Annotated in this window: 11 protein-coding genes; 3 read left to right on the forward strand and 8 right to left on the reverse strand. The window is 60.4% G+C overall.

Annotated features, from left to right (window positions below):
- Positions 1-254 precede the first annotated feature (254 nt).
- Together BGIM_RS0138350 and BGIM_RS0138360 are read right to left on the reverse strand one after the other, a co-directional pair.
- On the reverse strand, positions 255-593 hold the full coding sequence (locus BGIM_RS0138350) for a hypothetical protein (protein WP_020474913.1): 339 nt from the start codon (positions 591-593) through the stop codon (positions 255-257).
- 161 nt (positions 594-754) lie between these two features.
- On the reverse strand, positions 755-4,417 hold the full coding sequence (locus tag BGIM_RS0138360) for a CHAT domain-containing protein (protein ID WP_020474915.1): 3,663 nt from the start codon (positions 4,415-4,417) through the stop codon (positions 755-757).
- A gap of 153 nt (positions 4,418-4,570) precedes the next feature.
- On the opposite strand from BGIM_RS0138360, the gene BGIM_RS63990 reads away from it, so the two are divergent.
- Positions 4,571-4,750 carry a hypothetical protein gene (locus BGIM_RS63990; RefSeq protein WP_157369746.1) on the forward strand — a complete coding sequence of 60 codons (180 nt, stop codon included), beginning with the start codon at positions 4,571-4,573 and terminating at the stop codon, positions 4,748-4,750.
- Between the two features lie 182 nt (positions 4,751-4,932).
- On the opposite strand, the gene BGIM_RS0138370 is transcribed toward BGIM_RS63990, so the two are convergent.
- From BGIM_RS0138370 to BGIM_RS0138385, 4 genes are all read right to left on the reverse strand, one after another.
- Entirely contained in the window at positions 4,933-5,661 is a 729-nt protein-coding gene (locus BGIM_RS0138370) for a hypothetical protein (protein ID WP_020474917.1), read from the reverse strand.
- A 25-nt stretch (positions 5,662-5,686) separates the two neighbouring features.
- Complete coding sequence (locus tag BGIM_RS0138375) at positions 5,687-5,968, reverse strand: hypothetical protein (RefSeq protein ID WP_020474918.1); 282 nt, start codon at positions 5,966-5,968, stop codon at positions 5,687-5,689.
- 18 nt (positions 5,969-5,986) lie between these two features.
- Positions 5,987-6,331: a hypothetical protein gene (locus BGIM_RS0138380; protein ID WP_020474919.1), complete on the reverse strand. Its 345-nt coding sequence runs from the start codon at positions 6,329-6,331 to the stop codon at positions 5,987-5,989.
- 91 nt (positions 6,332-6,422) lie between these two features.
- Positions 6,423-7,064: a hypothetical protein gene (locus tag BGIM_RS0138385; RefSeq protein ID WP_020474920.1), complete on the reverse strand. Its 642-nt coding sequence runs from the start codon at positions 7,062-7,064 to the stop codon at positions 6,423-6,425.
- 107 nt (positions 7,065-7,171) lie between these two features.
- Between BGIM_RS0138385 and BGIM_RS0138390 the strand changes: the two genes are divergently transcribed.
- Positions 7,172-10,327, forward strand: a complete 3,156-nt coding sequence (locus BGIM_RS0138390; RefSeq protein WP_029631472.1) for a leucine-rich repeat domain-containing protein — start codon at positions 7,172-7,174, stop codon at positions 10,325-10,327.
- 253 nt (positions 10,328-10,580) lie between these two features.
- Here BGIM_RS0138390 and BGIM_RS59005 read toward each other — a convergent pair whose 3' ends face one another.
- Positions 10,581-12,599, reverse strand: a complete 2,019-nt coding sequence (locus tag BGIM_RS59005; protein ID WP_020474922.1) for a diguanylate cyclase — start codon at positions 12,597-12,599, stop codon at positions 10,581-10,583.
- Positions 12,600-13,109: 510 nt separating this feature from the next.
- Between BGIM_RS59005 and BGIM_RS0138400 the strand changes: the two genes are divergently transcribed.
- Positions 13,110-13,622 carry a hypothetical protein gene (locus tag BGIM_RS0138400; protein WP_020474923.1) on the forward strand — a complete coding sequence of 171 codons (513 nt, stop codon included), beginning with the start codon at positions 13,110-13,112 and terminating at the stop codon, positions 13,620-13,622.
- A gap of 168 nt (positions 13,623-13,790) precedes the next feature.
- Here BGIM_RS0138400 and BGIM_RS0138405 read toward each other — a convergent pair whose 3' ends face one another.
- Entirely contained in the window at positions 13,791-15,071 is a 1,281-nt protein-coding gene (locus BGIM_RS0138405) for a hypothetical protein (RefSeq protein ID WP_020474924.1), read from the reverse strand.
- Positions 15,072-15,341 lie beyond the last annotated feature (270 nt).

Consider the following 15,341-nt stretch of genomic DNA (forward strand, 5'->3'; position numbering starts at 1 on the left):
CCGCGACGCGAAGGCTTTGCGAAGCGGAGCGCGAATTTGCCGCGTGATGTGATTGCCGTCCTTTCAGCGATTGTTCGCCGGAAGTCCGCTTCTGATCGTGAAGCCGCGACGCGAAGGCTTTGCGAAGCGGAGCGCGGACTTGCCGCGTGATGTGATTGCCGTCGCTGTCGGCGATTGTTTGCCGGAAGTCCGCGCTCCGCTTCGCAAAGCCTTCGCGTCGCGGCTTCACGGTTTCATGGCGTGAATAATCGCCCTCAATAATCATCCCCTCTTGGCCGTTTCCGTTGTCGAGGGCGGTCATCCTCGTCGTCTTCCTCCCATCGCCGGCGCGCGGGGCGTCGGTTCGCCTTCGAGTTGGCCCGCAATTGCCGGGCGCGTTCCCGCCTCACGTCGTCTTGGCCGGAAAGGGTGGCTCGCCCCTCGGAGAACATCTTCATCCCGACGGCAAACATCGTGGCCGGCAGCAAAAGAGCCGGCGTATACCGGACGGGCCGCTTGCCGACGGGGTCCGGCGTGAAGAAAAACACGAGCGCGGCAATGGCGAACAGGACTGCAAAGATCATGATGCCGAGACCGAGCAAAAATCGGAACATGGATTACCAAATCAATCGGGAGAGAGAAACCGCCAAGATCATGCGAGTCCGGCGGTTTGATGAGAATATCTGCCGGGTGAAGATTCCGCAAGGGTGATTGAACGGGTCGAAGCGAGAAAGCCCGGTCGTTTCATCGGCGAATGTCACCCGCAAACAAAGCATCAAGAAGCTTCTGGCGGCAGTTTTGCGAGAACTTGGGCGATGAGGTCAAGAAGGTGTTGGGTCTCGGCCTCATCTTTGGCAGCGCGGCCTTGGTAATGCTTAAAGTCTCGTAGGGCGGCCTTGGCATAAGCCTGCGCCCGGAGCAGGCTATCGCGCTGCTGGGATGGCTGGGTTTCTCGTCTCGACGCCTGAGCATACATGAGGGCCATATTGCGGCGAGTTTGACCGGCACCGAAATGATTGCCGACTTTTTCCTCATACTGCGCATCTTGCTCATAGTGCTCGCGGGCCTTGTCCAGTTGTCCAACCTCGGCGTAGAGATTCCCCAATCCGTTGTGTAGCGCCGCGAAAGAGTTCAAGGCGTCCTTCGGACACAGTTGCAATCCCCCAAGGTAATGCGATTCTGCCGCTTGGAAATGAGACTTCAAGATCTCCATTGGCTCTTTGTGTCGGCGGCTCTCGCGGAAGCGTTCGTGGTGAACCATGCCGATTTGCTTGATACACCCGGCACGACCCGTAGCATCGTTCGGATTACGCAAATCCAAGCTGCGCTGATAGGCTGCCTCGGCGGCATCGAGATTTCGGATGGCGGGGACAACGTAGTAAGCATGGCCGAGATTGAATTCAGAGATGGACTCGGCTGGCTTGTCGCCGATTCGTCGATTGATCGTCAGCGATTCTTGAAATGGCTTCAGACACGCCGGATCTTGCTGTTCCCGGAGAATTTGCCCCAACGAGAACTCACTCACACCAAGCGTCCGCAGCAGATGACGCTGATGGTCATCAAGTGGAGCATTTGCAGGCAGAGCCAGAATGGAAGCCGCCTGTCGTCGGTCTACTTCCGCAGCTTTTTCCTGAATCACAGCGGCCTTGGGAAGATCTTGTTCGTAATTTCTCGCCAAATGAACGCGGTAGTCCATGAGCAGACTGTATTGATCTTCGAGACTTGGAATGGGTTCATCATCGTCAGTGCAGTAATCGGGTCGTATTTCCTCGACCAGCCCGGCCCATTCTGCTATGCGACCTTGGTATTCGTAAAGATTTCGCAGACCCTGCATACAAGAAATGACCAGCGACCACCATTGGTTCCGGCGGGCGAGACGGCGGGCTTGAAGAAAGTTGGCTTCCTCCAGTTCCAAGAAACGAATCACTTGCCGATTCCCTTGGTTGAACTGCCGGTGGTAATGGTTGCTTAATACGCCGACCGCCTCGACCCAAGCTCGCAGGGCGGCTTGGGAGGCAGAACGGCCGGACTGGCCGTCGTAGTGTCGGGCGAAGAGTTGGCGGAGGAACCACGGCAGTGCTGGATGGATCGTGAACCAAGTCGCGGCGAGATGGGTGAGCAGGCCGGTGTCTGTGGCCCGTTCGAGCAGGGCGGTGAGATGTTCTTTGGTCGCACCCTTTAATTCGGGAAGGGCGTGTTTGCCGACTTTGCCCATTTGCTCGAGAACATCGACATCCACGGTGCCTTGGAAGAGGTGAAGAAGGGCGATGATGGGGAGTTCGTCGTCTTTGAACGCATGTTTGAAACCGTAGTCGAGGGAGGCGCCGAGGGATTTGTCGCGGCCTTGTTTTTCGTCGGCGTCCTCGATCTTTTGCTCGCCGGCGCGGATCGCTTCCACGAAAGCCTCGATATGCTCCCGTTGGCGCAGGCCCGCCTTGATGGCCTGGCCCGCGAGGACGCGCAGGGTGAGCGGGTTGCCGGCGCAGTAGTCGAGCAAGGGCTGCCAGTTGCTGATTTCCGAGCGTTTAAGGCCCTTCTCTTCGCCCAGCTTGAGGGCGAGCTTGGCGGCGTCGGAGTTCGTCATCCGGGGCATGGCGATGCGATGCGGGATTTTGCCGAGCCAGTTGGCCTCGTCGCGCCGGGAGGTGAGCAGGATTTTCACCCGGCTGGCGTTGTCGAGTTTGATCTGATGAAGGAAATCGTGGAGTTCACCCTGCTCGGCGGCGGTCCATTGGGACTCCGTGCCCTCCGGGAAACCGGCGACCGGTTCGACGTTGTCCCAGATCCACAAGACGGGGATTTGCCGGAGGATGCGTTTGACGATCTCGCGGCGTTTGGCCGGGTCGTTTTCGGCCGTCCAGTCAACGGGCTTTTTCAGTTGCGAGGCAAACGGCTGGCCAATTTGATTGAGCAGGTCGGCGAGATCGGTGTGGCTCTCAAAGGAGGCGAACAGCACATGCGGTTCCGCCCCCAGCCCGCCGGTGACGGAATACCAGCGGGCGAATTCCACGGCGGCGGAACTCTTCCCCTGCCCGGCGTAGGCGTGCAGCAACACCACGCGATGGGTGTCGAAGGCGCGATCAAGGGCCAGAAGGGTTTCATCACGCCCGATGAAACCCTCCTCGGGGACGTGCCGCAACAGGGCCGTGTTCCCCTGCACGGGATCAAGCTCCGGGGCCGGTTCCGCGGGTCCGGCGGCGCTTAGCTCGACGGGCATGGCCTCATAGACAACGGGAACGAACCAGTCTTGAAGCGGCCGGGATTGCAGGCCGACCCATCGATCCGGGTTGAGCCGGAGATGCTTGCGCCCGTTGCCGGCGGCCTCCCCGAAACTGCTTCCCTTGGCCAGTTCGGCATAAAGCTGCCCGATGTATTGCGCGGCCGTGACCACATAGACGCTGTACCGCATCCCGAGAACGGCGGGAATGCCCTGATCGACCACCGCCTGGGCGAGCGAGCCGATAGCCCGGACCTCGTCGTGAACATCCCCGGCCGTTTTGGGCGCGGCCGTCGCCTCGTGCATCGCGGACTGGCAGGCGTTAAGCACGAGGACGGGCACGCCGTTGTCGTGGAGCAGTTGCCCCAACTCCTGGCCGTCCACCGGGCGCATCTTGTCATCGCCGGGATGCTCGAAGAGGATGTAGCCGCGCGGCCCGGATTTCCCGCCGCCGAGCATCAGGGGGGTGAACTTGGAAACCCAGTTGGCGAGCGTCGTTTCGCTCAAGTCCTCGTAGGTGCCGTGGCCGTCGAAGTGGACGATGTGATACGGGCGTTTGGCCTTTTTGGCGTCGGCAAGCTCCTTTTGCAATTGCTCGAACGTCGGCGGCCGAAGAGTCTTGATGTCGAAGCGGGCGCGGTCCGGGCCGAGGTCTTGCAGGAGGCGGTTGGCCACGGCGCGCAACTCGACATCCTTCGACCCGCTCGGTCGGCACACGATGTAAAGCAACCGGATGCGGCCGTCCTTTGCCTTTGGAACAGTGACAAAGGAGATGCCGGGATTCGACTGGACGCGGACAAACGCGCTCACCCGGAGCGAAACGGGGGAATCCAGCTTCGGGTCACGCATCAGCTCCCAAGGAATCGACGCGGCCTCGGCCACGCCGGTGGTGATCTCGACGCGCAGATCGGCGAGGCGGTCGCGAATGGCGAACCAGATGGCCTGCGTGTCGCCGTTGAAGGCGAGAACCTTCGTGTAAAGCTCGATGCCGCGCGCCTTCATCCGCTCCTCGATCTGCTCGACGGTGACGGCCTCGACAATGTCGGCATGTTGAAGGTAGTCCTCAAGATACCAGCGGATTTCCTCCTGTTCCTGTTCGGTGAGGGCGAACTCGATGCCGGCCTCGGCCGTCCGATCCGGTTGGCCTCTCTGCTTCAACGTGAGGCGAACGGGATAGTGGCCGTCCTTCGGGGTGTCTTGGCGAATATGCAGCGTGAGCATGGAGCGAGTGTTCCTTGATGAAGTCGGCCGCCGGCTCGGCGGGCAAGGGAGGATGCGAGTTTCCCGTCTGGATCAAAGGCATTGGCCGGCGTGCGAATCGCCGACATATGGGGACACCTCCGGGCAAAGCTTGCGCCACCGGGAGGTGTTGAAATGACATTAACCGTTTTGCCGGGCAATTTCAAAGAGAAAACCGATGCGAGCGACAGTGTTTTGATGTTGCGCTTTTTTGGGTTTTCACAGGGATGTCTTGGTGTTGGCGAGCCGAGCCGCGTGAGCTGCCGGGTGGCTTCTGGTGGTCGAGCCGCCTCCCCTTTACTCAGCCTGACTTAAACCCGTGGCTAAAGCGACTTCCCTGCCGGGAGCCACCCGGCAGCTCACGCTGCTCGGCTCGCCAAGACCAAAACCAGTCTTCAAAACCCAAGCCTCAACAGTGAAAATCCCGGAAGATTGATCTCTTCACTTGCTGGTTTGGATGTTTGCTTCATGGCAAACCTGACACAATTGAGAGCATGTCATTCCTTCCCCTTCGGCTCCTCCAAAACCCTGAATTCGTTCAGGGGCAGCTTGAAGCCGGTCCAGCGGCGGTCGTTTTTGTCGATGTAATAGTTGGAGAGCTTCAATGCCAGCGCCTTGGCGCGGACGACGGGTTTTTCAAAGACGAGCGTCATGTTGATGGACTGGCCGGGCGCGAGGGATTCCACGTAGCCGGAGTCTTCGACCAAGCGGTCTGCGCCGAGATTGTGGTAGGTGTGGCCGAGGTCGTCGGTGACTTCCGAGAAGACGGCCCCTTTGCCGGTTTTGGGCCACGGGAAGAATTCGATGTTGAGGCTTGGCGATTTGTTGGTGACGGCGAACAGATAAGAGATGGTGAGTTGGTTGTCCGGCGAGGTCGTGTCCCGGTTCAGCAAACCCCGGCGTTCGAGGCGGCCGAGGCGGGCTTCCTTGAGGACGAATTCCAACTGGCCCAACACGAACGGGTCGCCGACGGAGAGCCATTTCACCGGCACTTCGGCGGGTAAATCGTTGGCCGGTCTCGGGGGCGATGGGGGTTTTTGGGCCACCGGCGCGGGGGCGGTTTCCTCGGCCGGGGGCTTTGCCTCCGGGGGGGCCGGGTGGGTGGCGGCTGTTGTCGGTTGGGTGGTTGGTTGGCCGCAACCGGCGAACGTCAGGCAGACCAATAGGGCGATGGCGGGCCGTCGGCTGTGTCGCCAACCGGGCCGATTCTTGCTGATTCCGTTCATTTTTTTCTCCGGGCTTCCTGTCGTTTCATCCGGCCTCGGGCGATTCTTCATCCCGTCGGCCGATGGCTTTGCTGCCGTACATTCGGTTGAAAACTTCCCAGGCGGTCTGGCGGTCTTCAAAGGAGGGGTCGTGGCCTTCGATGACGAGGAGGACGTGTTTGGAGTAGTTGGACAGGTCGCCGGTGTCGGCTGCGATGACATCGGAGAATTCGGCGTCGGTCAGGGCGACGAAAGCAGTATAGGGTTCGCCGCCGTTGAAGAATGTGATCCGTCGCAGCTTTTCGGCGGGTTCGTTGTTGTCCGGCATGGGGGCGTCTTCCTTTTGCTAACGGGTTGACGGGTGTTGATCGGTTTGATCGGCGGGCGGGGATTGGCTCGGTTGGGGGAGGGCGGCCAGATATCGGGCGAGGATGCCGGCGGCGGTTTCCCGGATGGCGCGGCCGGCGCGGAGGAGGCCGGGGGTCAGGGCTTCGCGGAAGTTCCCGGCCACTCGGGCGACCAGTTGCCGAAACTCCTGATGCGGGTCTTTGGGGCGGAGGCCGGACTTGGCGTTGTTCCATGCCTCCAAGGCCGGGATGGCGCGGGAACGCCACGACCAATAGAGGTCGAGCGTCTTCGCCCGGTCGGCGGGGGAGATGGCGGAATCGAGAATCGGAAACACGTCGGGCATTATCTGTTTTGTACGGAAGACGCCTCTGGCATCGGCCGCGACAGTGGCGGCCAGCCCCATGTTTCACCAACGTGGAACCAAGCGGGCGAACTCACCGGCTCACCGGCCGTTCGGGGACCGTCGTCAGTCCCGGTCCCGGCAGGCGGGCGAAGGTGACCACGTAGGTCTCGTCCTCGATGGCCCTCAGTTCGGCAGGGAGTTGATCCGGGTTTTGGCTCACGCACATCTTCAGGCGTCCCGGCCGGATGGCCACGAGCATCCGATGTTCCGGCCCCACGTCGGACGTGAACACCGACATGCTTTCAGGATGGATGAAGTAGTTGATCGTGCAACCCCGCGTGCGGAGGATCGGCCGACCGGCCCCGTCGTCCACCGTGAAATCGCCGAACCCGCACACCCGGCCGTCGCAGCGGGTGGTGTAACGGCCTCCGGCAAACGTGAGGGTCTCCCACGGTTCGCGCGACTTGGACAGGACGTCCCACCGTTTCGGCATCTTCCACTCTTCCGGGAGTTCGTAAGGGTTGCGCCACAGTCCGGCGGGAGGGTCTTCCTGCTCGGTGACCACCCAGCCCTGATCCGCCCGCACGGCAACCCAAGTCCCCTGCAACAACTGCTCGGCCGACGGCGGCGGCGGAACCTCCAACCCGCCCGACCGGCCCCCCAACGGGGCTAGCGCCGCCAGCCCGGCGACCAGAAGGGACACCAAGAACAAAAGACTGGCTCGCGCCCTCATGTGACATTCCTCCGTTGAATGATTGAACTTGTTCGCCGGCCCCTGTCCTCATTCGCCTCCACAATTATGATTTATTCACCCGCACATTTCCATTCATTGGTTAATCCATGAAGACTCGCGCAGAAGAAGCCTTTGAAATTGCCTTGAGACGTATCGAAGAATGCCGTCGAAACGGGAAGACGCGTCTCGATTTGTCCAATATCGGTCTGACGCAATTGCCGGTTGAAATCGGACAACTCGCCCAACTCACATCGCTTCTCCTATCCAATAACCAACTGACGGCACTGCCCCGTGAAATCGGGCAACTCGTCCAACTCACAGAGCTTCACCTCTTCAACAACCAACTGACGGCACTGTCCCGCGAAATCGGGCAACTCGTCCGACTCAAGTCGCTTCACCTTTCCAACAACCAACTGACAACCCTGCCGGGTGGATTCGGGCAACTCGTCCAGCTCAGGTGGCTTGGCCTTGCCTACAACCAACTGACGGCTCTGCCGGTCGAATTCGGGCAACTCGTCCAACTCACAGAGCTTGACATTGCCTTCAACCAACTAACGGCCCTGCCGGTCGAATTCGGGCAACTCGTCCAACTCAAATTTCTTGGCTTTTCCGGCAACCAACTGACGGCCCTGCCGGTCGAATTCGGGCAACTCGTCCAACTTACGTCGCTTTACCTTGCCTACAACCAACTGACGGCCTTGCCGGTCGAATTCGGGCAGCTCGTCCGACTCAAGTCGCTTCACCTTTCCAACAACCAACTGATAACCCTGCCGGGCGAATTCGGGCAGACAAGGAATTTAGTCGAACTTGATCTTCAACATAATCGATTGAGTTCATTGCCTCTGTCGTTGGGTCTTTGTCGGAACCTTCGGAAACTGCGGGTCGGGGGCAATCCGTTGCCGTCCGAATTCATGAAACTTTCCGGTGGCAAGAATGGCGTCGGGACCAAACTCATCAAGTTTTTGCGTGCCCAAGTTGCCGCCAAATCAACCGGGCAAGCCGGGATGGAGAAGCAATTTGACGAGGCGAAACTACTATTGGTGGGGCCGGGTGACGTGGGGAAGACCTGGTTGCTAAAGGCGTTGCAAGGGCACGTTCCAAGAAAAACCGAATCCACCAAGGGAATCGAAATCGCCCGCGAGCCATTGGATCTGCCCCATCCGACCGGGGCGAGACGGAAGCTGCATCTGACTTGCTGGGATTTCGGGGGGCAGGAACATTATCAAATCACTCACCAGATTTTTTTCAGCCCCAAGGCGATATATTTGCTGGTTTGGAAGCCGAGGGAGGGTTTCGATCCTGAGATGGAAACCCGGCTCGAACGTATCCAGTTGAGCGCGGGACGCACGGCCAAAGTGTTGATTGTCTCCACCCATGCGGACGGGAACGTCCCGGCGAGACTCGGGCAGGAGGCGTTGCGAGAACGATTCGGCGATTTGATCGGCGGCTTTTATTCGATTGACAGCCTCAAGGGGCCGAAGGGAACCGGGATCGCCGCGTTGAAAATGGAAATCGCCAAGGCCGCCGCCCAATTGGAAGACATGGACTTGGTATATCCGGCGAACTGGCATGATGCCTGTCAGGCGATCCGGCAAATCAACGATCCGGCGACCTCGTTCAAGAAACTAGCCGAGGTTTGCGACAAGCACGGGCTGGATGAGGACACGGCCGACACGCTGGCCCGGTTGTTGGAAGTGCAGGGGCACGCGGTTTACTTCCCCGACGCGGCGGCGGACGAAGACGCGGGAGCGCTGGCCGGCGACAATGTCGTCGTGTTGAATCCCGAATGGCTGGCCAAGGCGGTGGTGTTTGTCGTTGAGGATAAACTGACCAACGATGAACAGGGGATTCTCAAGCACGATCGTCTCAAAGAGATTTGGAAAAAAGACACCCAACGAGACTGCCCCGGCTATCAGGTCACGCATCATCGATTTCTGCTCTGGCTGATGTGGAAATTCGACATCGCTTACAAGCAAAACGAGTTCACCAGTCTTGTTCCCGAATTAATTGCCCGCAACCGGCCGGACAAATTGCGTTGGAAACCAGACACGCCATCCCAGACGCCCGAGGTGCGGGCGGTGTGCGTGTTCGCCTCCGGGCAATCGGGCAAAGACATCTCGCCGCCCAAGGGGCTGATGCCCGCCCTGACGGCGGCGGTCCACCCGTTGCGAAGCGCCCGCGATCCCGGCGATGCCGATCAACTGGACCGCAACTGGAACAACGGATTCTTTTTGCACACGCAAAGCCGCGGTGATGCGTTCGTGGAACTGATTGATCGCGAACTGAGGCTGGTCGTCCGCGATGAATATCCCGCCTTGCTGTTGCAGCAAGTCCTGAACACGCTGGACGAGTTGACGCCGGTTCGCTGGCCGCAAGTCCGGCTGGAGTTGAGCATTCCGTGCCCCGGCAAAAAGGACGGAAAACCCTGCCCCGGCATTCACGACAAACTTTGGTTAGAGAAGCAACGGGGGAAATTGGTTTCCTGTCAGAAATGCAGAAGAGATGATTTTGAGGCCAGCCATCTTTTGGAAGGATTCGATCCGAAGATGGAAGAAATGATGACGCGCCTGCAAGAGATCAAAGGCGAACTCGCCCAATTGCAACAAGGCCAGCGAGGATTGCTGGCCGCCGCCTACTCCATCTTTCAAGCCCTGGACCCCGCCAACGACGAGCGAAAACGCGGGCCAAACTTGTTCACGATTCTGCCGGAAAAAGCCGGTTGGCTGAAGGGCATGGCCCATGACCACGTCCGTCTCACTTGTTGGTGCGAGCATCCGGACGGCCCTCATCCCGGCATGCCGATCGGCAGCGATCAATCGCCCGATTACGTCCTGAAAATTCCGAAGGACTGGCTGGTCCGCGCGGCGCCCTACATCACTTGGACCGTCTCCTTGTTGAAGGCGTTCGTCCCGTTGATTGGCGATGCCACGGCCCAAACGGCCGCCGCGTTCTCCGGCCTTGATCTGAAAGACGCCGTCCAGCTCATGAAAGATTCGGCCAGCGCCTTGCCATCGGGAAAGCTGGAGATCGGCGACACGCGCGACTTTGAATTGGAAGCCGGCCATCAAATGCGCGATTCCTACAAACTATCGAACCGGCCGGAGTTGCTGGCCTTGCAGCACATTCATGACATGCTGGAGGAGCAGGTCAAGAAAAAAGACCGCTGGGGAAATCTCCGGGCCGTGCGCTCCAAGAGCGGCGATATTCTCTGGCTCTGCCCGGAACATGCCGCGATTCAAGAACCGCCGCCGCCGCAAATTTGAGGGCAATACGCGGGCCTCGCGATTTGAGGTTTTCATCGGGTGGTCTTGGCGAGCCGAGCAGCGTAAGCTGCCGGGTGGCTTCCGGCGGAGAAGTCGCTTCAGCCACGGGTTTAAGTCTGGCTGAGTAAAGGGGAGGCGTTTCAACTACTGGAAGCCACCCGGCAGCTTACGCTGCTCGGCTCGCCAATACCAAAACCACCCGATGAAAACCCAAAAGCGCAACATCAACACCCGCGCGTAGGGCTTCGCTTCCTCACCCCGCCGTCCCCGCCACGTGGGTCACGCGGTTGCGGCCGGTGTGTTTGGAGCGGTAGAGGGCCTGGTCGGCTTCTTGCACCAGCGCGGTGGCGTCGGGGGTGGCGGGGGTCAGGGTGGAGACGCCGACGCTGACGGTCACGGTGCGCTTGTCCCAAGAGGTGGCCGCGATGGCCCGGCGGCAGCGTTCGGCAAGGACCATCGCCCCGGCGTAGTCCGCATCCGGGAGGATCACGGCGAATTCTTCGCCGCCGTATCGGGCCACGGTGTCCGTGGAGCGGATGGTCGATTGCAAACAGGCGGCGACAGCCTTGAGGACTTCGTCCCCGGCGGGGTGGCCGAAACTGTCGTTGAACAGTTTGAAGTGGTCCACGTCCATCAGAATCACCGACAGCGGGCGATGGTGGCGGACGGCGCGGTCGTAGTCCTCGGAGAGGCGTTCGTTGAAGGCCCGGCGGTTCTTCACCTTGGTCAGCGCGTCCGTGGTGGCGAGCGTCCTCAACTGGACGTTGGCGTCCTCGATTTCGGATTGATACTTGAACAGGCTGTTCTCGTATTCCACCTGCTCCGTCACGTCCCGCACGATCTCGGCATAAAGACCGGCGCCGCCGTTGGGAACCACCGTGATCCGCAAATCCACCGGGACCGGCGAGCCGTTCTTCCGGCGAAACTGGCGGCGGCCGAGATCGCACCGGCCCTCTTTTTCCAGCGTGGCCCGGATCTGCGCGGCCTCGCGGGCGAATTCCTCCGGGGTGACGCCGGTCACCAAGTCAAACTGGGTCAGGGCGAGGAATTCCGGCAGCGAATAACCGAGCATGGCCAGCATCGCGGAGTTGGCGTCGATGAACTTTTGCGTGGCGATGTCCGTCACGAAAATCCCCTCGGCCAGCCGGTCGATGGTGTTGCGGAACTTGGCCTCGCTGTCCCGCACCTCGGCCAGCAATTCGGCCTGACGCCGGGCGGCCTCGGCCAGTTCCCGCTCCACGCGGAAGCGTTCGCTGATTTCCTTGAAGACCAGCACGCCCCCGGTGACGCGGCCGTCGTCGTCGTGGATCGGGGCGGCGCTGTCGTCCAGCGGCCATTCCTTCCCGTCCTTCGCCAGCAGAATCGCGTCCTTCTCCAGCCGGATGACCCTGTCCTCGGCCAGCGCCTGCCGCAACGGGTTGGGCACCGGCTGGCGAGAGTCCGCATTAATGATGCGGAAGACGTCCTCCATCGGCTGGCCGGCCGCTTCCTTTTGGGTCCAGCCGGTCAATTGCTCGGCCACCCGGTTGAGGGCGGTCACCCGTCCGTCCGGATCGGTCACGATCACGCCGTCGCCGAGGCTGGTGATGGTCGCCTGCAAGAACTCCTGCTGATAACGCACGGCGGCCATCCGGCTGCGATCCAGAAGCGACCGAAGCCCGAGCCAGATGGCGACGCCGACGGCCGATATTCCCACCAGCAGGGCGACGATCACGGTTCCCACCGCCCAAGAATAGGCCCGATTGCGGACCAGTTCCCGCTCTTTCAACAACTGTTCCTCTTCGGCCTCCATCTCCCGGATCAACGCCCGGATCTCGTCCATGAGGCGTTTCCCCACGCCGGACTTGACAAACTTCCGGGCGGCCTCGCCGTCGCCTTGTTGAAACAGATCGATGGCCCGGTCCAGACTGGCGAAAAAAGCGGCATCTAACTCCCACAGCTTGGGCATGCGTTCCCGTTGCCGGGGGTTGTCGGCGGTGAGTTGTTCGATGCGCCGGACTTGGTTCGCGTGTTCGGCCAGCGCGTTTTGGTAGGGTTCAAGGAACTGCGGATCGCCGTCGCTCAGCAAATAGCCGCGCATCCCGGCTTGGGCGTCGCGCATCAGACCGTGAACATCGGACAGCGAGTCCAGGACTTCGTAGGTGTGGGCCACCCACCGGGAATCTTCATCCAAATGCCGGATGTTTCGGTAGGCGATGAGAGAATTGATCGAAAGAACGCCGACAATCAACCCGACGCCCAGCAACAACCGGCGATCGAATTTCCGATTCATGCGGCTTCCTCGATGTGACCGGCCCCGCCAACCAAGACGGTTGCAAGGGACGATTCATTCACACAAGCACGCGGACCGGACGATCCGGGAAGGGATGGGGAGGATCGGGCGCCGACTCGCGGGGCTGACACGGGACATTGAAGCTATAGCCCCGAGCCGTCCGCAAGGCAAACGATGAACCGGGGAAAGAAATCCCGCGAGGCTGCGATTCAGAGGCTTTGCGGTGGGGCGAGAATCAGAACCAGCCATTGATGAAAGAACCCGTGAAGCCGCGACGCGGAGGCTTTGCGCAGCGGAGCGCGGACCGGACCTCACCGATTCGCCGGCGCCAATGTCAATTTTCGCCGACGTGTCGGACGATGGTTGCGACGGGGCCGGTTTTCAGCGGGTTCTGGCTCGCGCTCCGCTCCGAGGACTCCGCGTCGCGGCTTCACGAGGTTTGTTTCTCCTTTTATTCGTCGCCCGGTTTTGCGCCAAATGGCCTTGCTGGGTAACTCGTACCCTCATGGCATGAACGAACTAATCCTGGCCACGGTTGAGCATCTCCGGTCGGCCGCCGGGTTGAGCCTGTCGGCCGATGTTTGCGACGAACAGCCGGACGGCCAGCCGCCGCCGAACGCCGGGCAGGTGTATTATGCCGTCCACGAGGGCGCCTGGACAAACACGGCCGACGAATCGCTTGACGAGTATTGCGGCGTCTGCGTCACCATCACCCTCCGCGCCGGGTATGCCCCGCGCGACCGGATCGCCCTCGCCCTCCTGCGCGACCTGCGGGCCAGACGGGCCGCCGTCCGAGCCGCCATCCACGACAACTACGACCTGATGAACCTCGCCAACACCAAGCTTGGCCCCGCGGTCAACGGCTTCGTCGAGCCATTGCGCTTCCGCGACGCCGGCCGCCCGCAAACCAAAGGGCCCGACTGGTTCTACGCCGAGGCCGCCGGCCATCCGGTGGCCGGCGTGACCGTGACGCTGGTGTTTGAAAAGGCCAGAAGAGTTCAAACGCTGGAAAGCATGGGTTAATGCAAGTTCAACAAGCATCTTGTGTGAGATATTCACAAGCCCCACTGCGTGAGTTTTGAAGTTGGGGTTTGCTGGAGTTTTGGTTTTCAAAGGGTTGTCTTGGTCTTGGCGAGCCGAGCTCCGTCAGGAGCCGGGTGGCTTCCGGTGGTCGAGCCGCCTCCTCTTTACTCAGTCGGACTCAAGCCCGTGGCTGAAGTGACTTCCCTGCTGGAAGCCATCCGGCAGCTCACGCTGCTCGGCTCGCCAATACCAAAACCATTCTTTGAAAACCAAAATCTCAAGAAATCGCAACTTCAAAACTCCCGGCCCGGCTTCTGCTTCCTGTTGGTCTAGCCAATCCTTCCACCGGGCATGGGCAACCTTGCGGGTGAAATCGTCCGGGAAGCCATATAGAAACGCCAAGCTGAAATTTTCCTCAAAGCGATGGGCGGCCGGGAAACCGAAGTCTTTCATTTTCTGACCCGCCAGTTGAACGCAAACCCCCAACGCCACATCACTTATTTGGGTCGTCAGGATATCTCTTCCGTCGTTGTTGACTAACTTGCAAATAGCGGTGTTGTCCACGAAGAATGACTCAAGGCTTTTGATGTGTTCTTTGCCGGCCACATGCCGCAGGGCGACCAGCAAGGCCGCCCGGTGGCCAGGATGTTGCGCATGCTTGGAAATCCTCTTGAGCAGAACGAAGACGATCTCTTTCATTCCCGCCTCGGCGGCAAACTCGGCGGCCGTTTCAACCGCCGGGATATTGGCTTCGTGGTCAATCCAGTTGAGAAAAAGCCTCATAAATGCAGGCTCCGCCTTCGGACCGGCCACGCGATTTCGGATCCCCGTTGAATCAGGAATCCAATGAATTGTGACCATCGCCATTAAGCTGTGTGTTATTCGGCGGTCCGCGAAGAGAAACAAAACCATCGCCTCCCCGGCACGATCGGCGAAACAGTTCCGAATGCCGGGATCGTTTGCCCGGACATCAGAATCGCCAATAAAATCGTCCCAAAGCCACCCGGCCTTCTCCGGATCGGTCTCCAACGCCTCAAGAATGTCCCAATGGGCGTTCATCATCTCCGCGAAGAGCAGCCGGGCCTCCCGCGTGTCCCCGGTGATTTTCAAGAACCGTTCGGCCCCCGCGAGATCCTTTGGGACCGGTCCGGCCGGCTGTTTCAACAAACGGGCCAATTTCTCGTTGCGGTCCAAAACAATAATGAGGGGAATCAACTGCCGGCACCGCCCGGCCACCTGCGGGTCCGCGTTTAACTGGTTGACGGTCAGGGCGGGAATCGCTTCCTTGCCGCGACTCGTCAACGCCTTGGCGGCGGCCTCCCGGACGGTGTAAGACTTGTGCCCGAGTTGCCGGATCAGTTCCGCGACCTTCGGGTCCGGCGCCGGCATCAATGGGGGACATCCCCCCAAGAGGGCGACCGCCATCAGCAGGCCGGGAAGCGGAGACATGGCGGGCTCGCGGGGAACAAAGGCATGACGGACGTGTTGTTTAAGATAACCGACGCGCCAGTTTTGATGTTGCGCTTTTTGAGGTTTTGGTTTTCAAGGTTTGGTATTGGCGAGCCGAGCAGCGTGAGCTGCCGGGTGGCTTCCGGTGGTTGAGCCGCCTCCCCTTTACTCAGCCGGACTCAAGCCCGTGGCTGAAGCGCCTTCCCTGCCGGAAGCCACCCGGCAGCTTACGCTGCTCGGCTCGCCAATACCAAACCTTGAAAACCAAAA

Origin of the sequence: Zavarzinella formosa DSM 19928 (assembly GCF_000255705.1) — a bacterium.
Taxonomy (GTDB): domain Bacteria; phylum Planctomycetota; class Planctomycetia; order Gemmatales; family Gemmataceae; genus Zavarzinella; species Zavarzinella formosa.